Below are 9,327 nucleotides of genomic sequence, written 5' to 3' on the forward strand. Positions count from 1 at the left end.
CATAATTAAAATTAAGTGTTCGGTTTCAAAAGCTCGTCAAACCATTCCGAAATCTCTTTCAACCTTCTTATTCTATTTTTTGGTTTACCACTTCGACTTAGTTCATGATTTTCTCCCCTAAACAATACCAATTTTGCTTCCACATCATTGTATTTAAGCGAAGTGAACATTTGAAGCCCCTCAGCTAGCCAACATCTATAATCTTCTTCTGAATGTATGAACAATGTGGGAGTTTTAACCCTATCAGCATATTTCATGGGGGAGTGAAACCATAATTTTTCGTAGTTTGTCCAGGGAGTTGCTGCCTGTTGGTCTTCTACAAAATAATACCCAATATCTGTGGTTCCAAATTTTGAAATCCAATTAGCGATGCTTCTCTGAGAAGCAGCTGCTTTAAATCTATTTGTATGCCCGATTATCCAATTTGTCATGAAACCACCATAACTGCCTCCTGTAACTCCTAATCTATTCTCGTCAACAAAAGGAAACTTATCTAAAACGACATCAACGAAATCGATAATATCCTGATAATCTATAGTACCATACTTTCCTCTTATATCAGCAAATTCATCTCCTCTTCCATCGCTTCCTCGCGGATTGCAAAACATTACTACATATCCAATATTCGACCAATATTGCATTTCATGAAAAAAAACTTCTCCGCTATATACCGTTTTTGGACCACCATGTATGTCTAATATTGCAGGATATTTTTTGGTTTCATCAAAATCGATAGGTTTCATAATCCATCCTTCTATTTCTATGCCTTCTTTGGTATTAAAAGTAATTCTCTCTGGCCTTGATAAACTTTTTTCTTTGACAACCCATTCATTAAATGTAGTAACTTGCATTTCACTTTTATCTTTTAACTTATATAATTCTTGTAATTTGTTATCTCTCATACCAACAAAAACGATACTTGTACCAAATACATCAAAACCATCTACCGACCCATTTTTTGTTATCAACTTTTCTCTTTTTCCGTTTTCATCTATTCTGTTAATATATGAATTTCCATATTCAGTTGTCTCAAAATAAAAATAGTTTCCCTCAACTTTAAATTCTTGATTCGAACCATATCTGCAATCAGACCCAACTGAACTCCAAGTACTATAGTCAAAATCTGTATGAATCTGTTCTACTTCTTTAGTCATCATATTCATTACATAAAACTTAGGATTTTCATTTACTCCATATTTTTTCATGTTAGAACCCAAAAATATTATTTTGTCTTTCATAAAATCTGCATATGCATAACTAAAAGGGTCTTCATGAGTTAGCTTTTCTAATTGTCTATTGTAAATGTTGTATAAATATAAATCAGACCTAATTTCCAGTTTATCTTTAAATGAATTAGATATATATACAATATTGCTATTATCAGGACTTACTTTAAAAGCCTCAACATTTGTTAGTTCGTCAGTAATAGGTATTAACTTTTTCTCATCAAAAGAAAAAACGTATAACCTGTTTCTTTTCTTATTTGTAAATCCCTCTCCATTAGACCAGAAAGGGATTTCATCTAATATTTCGTAATCTTTTTCTTCTCTCAACTTTTCCAGTAATTTCTCTTTTTCTTCTGGAGAAGAACTTATCAAATCTTTTGTTTTTCTATCATAAATACCAGTTAAAACAAAATTCCCATCTTTAAGAGATTCTATTTTTGTAACCACTAAAGGAATTTCGAAATATTTTACTGCTTCCCCGCCATTTATATTTATTTTATAGTAGATTGTAAAAGGTTCACCTTTTTCTATTCTTTTTTTGTCTTTTTCTTCTCTTACAGTCGAAAACATTATATTATTTTCATCAAGCCAAGCAAAAGAGCTTTCTTGATTAAAACTAGTGAGTTTACTTATTTTATTGGTAGGAACATTATACAGCCAAATGTTAGATAAATATTTATTTTCATCAACATCCATCTCGTGAACCACAAAAGCCACATTTTCTCCATTGGGGGAAAATTTTGTACTTGATATAAACTTGTACCTAGTAAAATCATCTAAAGCCAATTGCTCCATTTTACTTCCTCCTTTAAATTGATGGGAAATTTTAGTTTGAAAAGCTAATTAATTTTTTATAATAGTATTATACATCAAGTATATCAAAATTCAATAATTTATCACTTAATAAATTACATGGAAGTTTTTTTATTTTTAATCTAGTAATAACAAAAATTTTTCTTTGATTGCATATATTTAACCTTTGTATATTATTATATAAAATAAAATTAATAATCTTAACATTTATTTTTTTATTTTTTTAGTGAAAATTAGCCAAATAAAGACAAAAAATTTGAAATTATTTATTGAATTCTTCTGAAAGCGCGTTTGTATAATAACCAGGAGGAGGGTATATATGTTTTTATCTAAAAGGGTTTTAAATACCCAAGCTTCACCTATCAGAAAATTAGTTCCCTATGCTGAGATGGCAAAGAAAGCAGGAAAGAAAGTATACCATTTAAATATTGGACAACCAGATATGGAACCTCCAAAAGCATTTTTTGAAGGCATAAAAAAGTATACACCAAGCATAATTTATTACAGTCATTCAGCTGGTTTGTATGAATTGAGAGAAGCATTTTCGAAGCATTATAAATCAAAGGGAATAGATTTCGAACCTGAGGATTTGGTAATAACAACCGGAGGTAGCGAAGCTGTTATTTTTGCAATTGCCTGTGTAGCAGATCCGGAAGATGAAATAATGGTGATAGAGCCGTTTTACGCAAATTATAGAGGATTTGCCGAAATGCTAAACGTTAGACTCTGTCCTGTGAGAGCTAATCCTAGAGATGGATATTCAATACCGGCATGGGACGAATTAGAAAAGGCTTATAACAAAAAGGTTAAGGCTATCATTTTTTCAAATCCCTCAAATCCTACTGGAACGGTTTATAGCTATGAAGAAATTAAAAGAATAGTAGACTTTGCAAAAGAAAAGAACATTTTTGTAATTTCTGATGAAGTATATAGTGGAATTATATTCGATGGAAAAAAACATGTTTCAATTATGAATTTTGAAGATCAAGAAAGATTCATCTTTCTTGACAGTATTTCGAAAGAGTATAACACTTGTGGAGCAAGAATAGGGGTTCTCGGAACAAAAAATAAAAGGTTCTTAGAAGAAGTTATGAAATTTGCACAATCAAGGTTATGTCCTCCCTTGATTGAACAGTGTGGAACGTTAGGTTTGTTATATGATTTAGAAAAAGACTACACCGATAATTTAATTATAGAATATCAAAATAGAAGAGATGTCGCATATAACGAAATAAAATGCATAGAAGGAGCCATTTTTCAAAAACCTAATGGTGCTTTTTACATGTCTATAGAATTACCTATAGACGATTCAGAAGAGTTCGTTAAGTGGACACTCACCGAATTTGACGTTGATGGGGAAACGGTAATGGTTGCACCGTTAACAGGATTTTATGCGACCCCAGGTGCAGGGAAAAAAGAAATAAGAATTGCATATGTTTTAAATACTCAAGAATTAAAAAAAGCTTGTAATATATTAAAAGAGGCTGTTTACTCCTATAATTATGCCTATAGCAAAGAAAAATAGAAGATAATAAAGGTATGCGTTACGCGTACCTTTATTATTTTTTTTCTTTTTTTGATTTATTATCTCTTGTAAAATAAAATACTAGTGCTAATCCTAAAAGGTTTGCAACGTAAACTACACTTAGTATCATGGACGAATACAAAACAATAGATAAAAATGTTAATACTGTTAAAAAAGTCAAAGAAAATCCTAAACTATATTTTTTCATCATAAGTGATCTTATGTAAAAAAATATTAATAAACCTACCAGAGCAATAAACAACAATATAAGAAGGAAAGTTACTAAATCAGAGAAGGTATGGTACTGAAAAAGTCTTCCTTTAGAATTTTCTAGATAAAATAAGTACAAAGAAACACCAGAGATCGCTATACTTCCTATAATTGCAATATTTCTTAGGAATCTTTTTAATTTGTCTATCGTTATTCCCCCTTTATATCAGAAGGTTCTCGCTTTGCTTCTGTTAAATCTTCTGGAGAAATCATCGAAATTCTGAATCTTTTGACAATATTTTCAATCAAAATAATAATGAGTAATAATATTAGCGATACTAAGAACCCATTAACGGTTCTGAGTAAACTTAAATATAACGGAGTGTGTATATGTAAAAACGTATCCAATATAGAAACTGGCAAGATAGATTTGAAAAAATCCCATATAAACGTTCTACCAGAAAGAGAAGGTGTGTAATAAAATAGATAAGAAATCAATTCCTTTGTTCTTGGCCTTGCAATCAGAACTTTTTCTAGAGAGTCTCTAACTTTTCTTTCAAAATTAGATACAATAGCCCAATTTGAACTCCTTATTATATAAATGAATCCAGCAAATGCGAGTAATATAACTAAAATTATATCAGTTTTTTGAAATTTTATATCTTTAATCTTTTTTAATGACTTTTTGAATTCTCCTTTTTTAAAACTAAAACCTGTATAATCTTTGAAAGCCTTAAATAAAACTAACAATGGCAATACAATTAACAAAATTTTAACTCCTCTAACGTTATTTAACTTGAATATAAATAAGTTATCGTAACCACTCATATAAACTAACATTCCGAACAGCAACGATGAAGACAATATTTTCAAAAGGTTTGCCTTTGATATTTTAAAAAAAATGATAACTGAAAAAAACGTTGCTGCAACAGTGAATGACCAGTTTTTCAGAAAAATAAAAAACAGAATATAAATCACAGAAAACAGTGGAATGTAGGTAAATAAATTTAATGAAATTAATCCAAAACCAAACCAATTAATTATAGGTGAAGGTAACATATAAGTTATTGATTCAATGCTTACAGGTGTGCCTAAATCTTGCTGAATTAAATACATCAGATTGAAAGACCTTTCATGTTCAGGAAGCATGAAGTATCGTATTTTCCGTTCTTTTAAAGCTCTATGAAACCTTTGAACTATCATTTGATCATCAAATTTATCTATTTCTGCAGCTTTAATATAATGCAAGTACCGCATTTTATTCAATATATGTTTATCAAGTTTATCTTTTATAGCAGTAAAATGTTTATCAAAATCGGAAAACTCAGACACTAAAATATAGTCATATTTTGATGAAAGATCTTTGAGAAAAATTTCATCTTTTTCATAGCCTTGCGTTTCGAAATCTTTTAAAATGGCATAATTTTTATACACATAGTAAGAATATCCGTTTGTATGTGCAACGATAATTTCATTCTCTAACGGCAGAAATGAATATGTTTTTGAATTATGCCAATCAACGTAATAAGAATATGCGAAAAAAAGTGCACAAAATATCGTTGAAATAAAAAAAACATATTTTCTTGTCTTTTTCATTTAGATCCCCCATTAGTTCTATTGTTTCTATTTTTTTTGTTTCAGTTTATTTAAGAGGTTTTGAAGATCTTGACTGAGTGGAGCGATGAATTCATAATGAGTTCCTTTATAATTGAAAGAGACTTTACTTGAATGAAGGAAAAACCTCTTTAAATTATAATTTTTTCTTAAAATTTTGTTTATTTTTCTATCACCATATGTATCGTCACCAGCAACCGGATAACCCAAGTTAGCAAACTGAATCCTTATTTGGTGCTTTCTTCCCGTTAGTAATTCAATTTCCACTAAAGTAAATATCCCATCTTTTGTTTTAAATTTGTCAACTACCGAGTACTTTAAATAAGCTTCTTTTTCATCTACAGGAGTTGATAATTTTCCTTTTTTGTCTTTCAATTCTCCAACTAACAATGCCAGATAATAATTTTGCGATTCTCTACTTTTTATTAAATTAGAAATTTCTCGTGCCGTTTGCTTGGATTTTGCAATAATCATGACGCCTGAAGTAAGTTTGTCTAATCTATGAACTAAGTGAGGCTCAAATTCACCTTTTGAATAGTACATAACCCCCTCAATTATTGTTGCCTTTTCTTCCTTACCACCAGGATGTACTGAAACTCTTGGAGGTTTGTTAATAACTAACAGTTCATTATCTTCATAAATTATCTCTAACTTCATAGGTCTAGGCTTTAACGTCGGAGTGACAGGCCTTTTGATATCTTCCAACTTTTCTTCATTTATTATTATTTCTACCGTATCTCCAATATTTAATAAATAATTATTTTTTTTGATTTTTTTACCATTAACTTTCACAAATCCTCTTCTGATTAAGCTGTAAATAGCACCTAATTTCAATTCAGGAAAATTTTTTCTTATAAACGTGTCTAGCCTTGAATAATAATTCTTTTCATCCACGAGTGTTTCTTTTTCCAAACTAACTTATTCCTCCTTAATGTAACCTTTGAAAAGAATAACCTAATAAAATCTAAAATTTGCATGTAATTATTTTTAGATGTAAATTTTTTAAAAAATACCTCTGGCATTTTTATTCTTATTAAAGGTTTATAATCTTTTTTATTATAACATCTTTTTGTGTACTTAAAAGAATTAATTAAATGAAAAGTCCACTTAATGTTTTGTGGACTTTTTTACTAGTATTAAGTTTAATAAAATTTTTCCGTCAAGATTTTCGAAAACTTTTCTAGTAGATTATATTCGTAAGCAAGTTGAAGTATAGTGTACCTATTTCTGATTTCTCTTGCATGTATAATGCTATCTGCAAAAACTTCTTTTGGAATACCTAAATCCTTTGGATTATAAACAGAACCTACTTTTTCATGGATAGAAATTATAAATTCAGGATCAGGAGGATTTATCTCTTTGGGGATTTTATTTTTCATTAATTGATAAATCATTGAAATAACTAAGGTAGCAGCTCCAACAGAGTTTCCATGCAATGGATGGGGTTGATTATTACTCAAAGCTGCCATTTCCCAATAATGTGCCAAATGGTGTTCTGCGCCAGAAGCAGGACGTGAATAACCTATGAAGCCGATAGCTATTCCGGAAATAATAAGAGCTTCAGTTAGTTGTCCTATAACTTTCCCGCTTCTTTTTTTAATTTCTTCTGCATTTTCTACACAATTTTCTCTAGCTTTTTCTACTAGATTTACGGTTGTTTGACAGTAATATTCATCGTTTAAAATTTTGGAAAGCTTCCAATCAGTCAAAGAGGTATATTTACCTAATATATCTCCAAAACCAGCATGAATCATTTCTAGGGGGGCTTCTTTCAATATGTCTGTATCTGCAATAATTGATTTAGGATAAATAGCTTCATAAGTAATTTTGAAGCCTTCTACAATAAGTGGTGAAACAGTAGAGGCATATCCATCCATCGAAGGGGCTGTAGCTATTATGACATAAGGTATATCTAATTTATAACTAATAAATCTACATATATCGTTTATGGTTCCTGAGCCTACTGCAAGGATTAGGGAAGTATTTTTTGGAATTTCTATTAATAATCTACCTATACTTTTCTCGTCAGGAACTAGATCATTTTTAGTCAGAAAAACATAAGAATTTAAGTTATATCCTTCTGTTTTTAATGTTATTTCTATTTTATCTCCGCAAACTTGATAAGTATTTTTATCAGCTACCAAAAAGATGTTTTTGCCTTTAAATTCTTTTAGGCCTTCGTTTAGATATCTTAATCCATTTTCTTTTACAACAATATTTTCTATAAGAACCTTATGAGTTTTTCCACATTCACAATCGAAATTAAAATTTACCATTTCATCAATGTTGAGCTTTAATATATCATTAATCACATTTTTCACCTAACTTTTTCCGGCTATACTGTTTCTTTCAATAAACTCGGCCTTTTCCACAACTCTTTCAGCCTTGCCGTTGTTGTTTTCTTCAATCATTTTTAAAAGCATTTGTGCGGCTTTCTCTCCAAATTTTTGTTTTGGATGCCTAAAAGTGGAGATTTCTAAAGCTTGTGCGAAATCAGCGTCATCAAATCCAATTATTGAAATATCTTTTGGAATTTCTAACCTTAATCTTTTTGCAGCCATGACAACTTGCATTGCAACAAGATCATTTGAACAAAATATTGCTGTTGGGGCAATATCTTTCGGAAGACTTAAAAGAGACATTATTAAGTTTATAGCTGTATCAGACGTCTCTAGGGCATGAAAAGGTAGTTCGTATAAAGTGTTCTTTTTATATTCTTTGGCTTTATCTATAAAACCATTTGCCCTTTCAACAGTAGCTTTATGAATAGCCTTATAAACAACAGCTAATCTTTTATGACCTAAAGACAATAATTTTTCTGCTGCAAAAGCGCCACACTCGTAATCATTCAAAACCAAAATTCCTGCTTTGGGAATGTCTAAATCGCTGTTAATAATCACCATAGGAATTTTCTCACTGATTTGGGTTAGGAGTTGGATATTTGCTTGTTTGGTAGCACTTACCACGGGGTCTACAATAAGACCTTGAACTCCATCATCCATCCACCTTTCTAATATCTCTTTTTCTATAATTGGATCGTTTTTTGCGTTTCCTATGAAAGATTTGTACTTTGTGTTTTTTAGTTGATCTTCTGCACCCATCACAATGAAGGGAAATATGTAATCTGTTAATGATTGAGTTAGTATTCCGATGTTTTCCTTGTTTTTCTTCACTGATTTTACGTAAGTACCACTACCTCTCTTTGAGACCAAGTATCCTTCATTTTCTAAATCTGATAAGGCTTTCCGAACTGTTTGTCGACTCACCGAGAAATATTCTGCTAATTTATTTTCTGACAGAATCTTATCTCCTTTTTTTAAATGTCCACTTCTCATCTGATCCAAAATGTATTCTTTGATTATCTCTTGTTTTGTTTTTTTCACTGCAGCTATTCCTCCATAATTTTTCTTTATCTATTATAAAATATATTAAATTATATTATATCATTTATTTTCTCAACCAAACATTCATAGGTCCTTCTTCTTTGTTTGCCCAAGAGAAATATGGAATTAAAAAGATTTCTACTTCCTTCGTTTCTAATTCCCCATTAATTAATTGTTCAAATCATGGCAATGATTTTTAAAAATTAGAAAATCTTTACTCCATTCTTTGTAAATACAGGTATTTTATCCAAAGGAGCATCAACTTCTATCCACTGACCACCTTCATATTCTTTCCCTTTTTCAAATTCTCTCCATTTAGCACCTTTTGGTAGATACACAGCCCTTTTCCTTTCTGATTCATGTACAACAGGAGCAACTAGAATATCGGGACCAAACATGTATTGGTCTCCCATCTCATAAGTCTCTTTGTCTTCTGGAAAATCAAAGAATAAAGGCCTCATTACTGGAACACCTGTTTCATGTGCTTTTTTCATATGTTTCATTATGTAAGGCTTCATCTTTTCTCTCAAAAATAATAATTCTTTTATTATTTCAT

General features: G+C 30.4%; 7 protein-coding genes and 1 pseudogene. 1 reads left to right on the forward strand and 7 read right to left on the reverse strand.

From position 1 onward, the window contains the following. Positions 1 to 11: 11 nt before the first annotated feature. Positions 12 to 2,021, reverse strand: coding sequence for a S9 family peptidase (locus PKN74_RS04890; protein ID WP_472309181.1), 2,010 nt, complete (start codon positions 2,019 to 2,021; stop codon positions 12 to 14). Positions 2,022 to 2,358: 337 nt separating this feature from the next. Here PKN74_RS04890 and PKN74_RS04895 point away from each other — a divergent pair, with 337 nt between their 5' ends. Next, a complete protein-coding gene (locus PKN74_RS04895) occupies positions 2,359 to 3,564 on the forward strand; it encodes a pyridoxal phosphate-dependent aminotransferase (protein ID WP_472309183.1) in 1,206 nt (401 codons plus the stop codon). Between the two features lie 420 nt (positions 3,565 to 3,984). Here the strand turns inward: PKN74_RS04895 and PKN74_RS04900 are convergent, their stop codons facing one another. From PKN74_RS04900 to PKN74_RS04925, 6 genes and pseudogenes are all read right to left on the reverse strand, one after another. Beyond that, on the reverse strand, positions 3,985 to 5,370 hold the full coding sequence (locus PKN74_RS04900; RefSeq protein ID WP_472309185.1) for a DUF5693 family protein: 1,386 nt from the start codon (positions 5,368 to 5,370) through the stop codon (positions 3,985 to 3,987). Between the two features lie 27 nt (positions 5,371 to 5,397). Then, positions 5,398 to 6,300 carry an RluA family pseudouridine synthase gene (locus tag PKN74_RS04905; protein WP_472309187.1) on the reverse strand — a complete coding sequence of 301 codons (903 nt, stop codon included), beginning with the start codon at positions 6,298 to 6,300 and terminating at the stop codon, positions 5,398 to 5,400. Positions 6,301 to 6,530: 230 nt separating this feature from the next. Continuing rightward, positions 6,531 to 7,709, reverse strand: coding sequence for a sn-glycerol-1-phosphate dehydrogenase (locus PKN74_RS04910; RefSeq protein WP_472309189.1), 1,179 nt, complete (start codon positions 7,707 to 7,709; stop codon positions 6,531 to 6,533). Then, positions 7,710 to 8,771 (reverse strand): substrate-binding domain-containing protein, encoded by a 1,062-nt coding sequence (locus PKN74_RS04915; RefSeq protein ID WP_472309191.1) that lies wholly within the window; start codon positions 8,769 to 8,771, stop codon positions 7,710 to 7,712. 64 nt (positions 8,772 to 8,835) lie between these two features. Then, positions 8,836 to 8,940: a hypothetical protein gene (locus PKN74_RS04920; RefSeq protein WP_472309199.1), complete on the reverse strand. Its 105-nt coding sequence runs from the start codon at positions 8,938 to 8,940 to the stop codon at positions 8,836 to 8,838. A gap of 34 nt (positions 8,941 to 8,974) precedes the next feature. After that, positions 8,975 to 9,327, reverse strand: a pseudogene (locus PKN74_RS04925) (glycoside hydrolase family 31 protein); the annotation flags it as partial.

This window comes from Defluviitoga sp., assembly GCF_035349255.1.
Lineage (GTDB): Bacteria > Thermotogota > Thermotogae > Petrotogales > Petrotogaceae > Defluviitoga.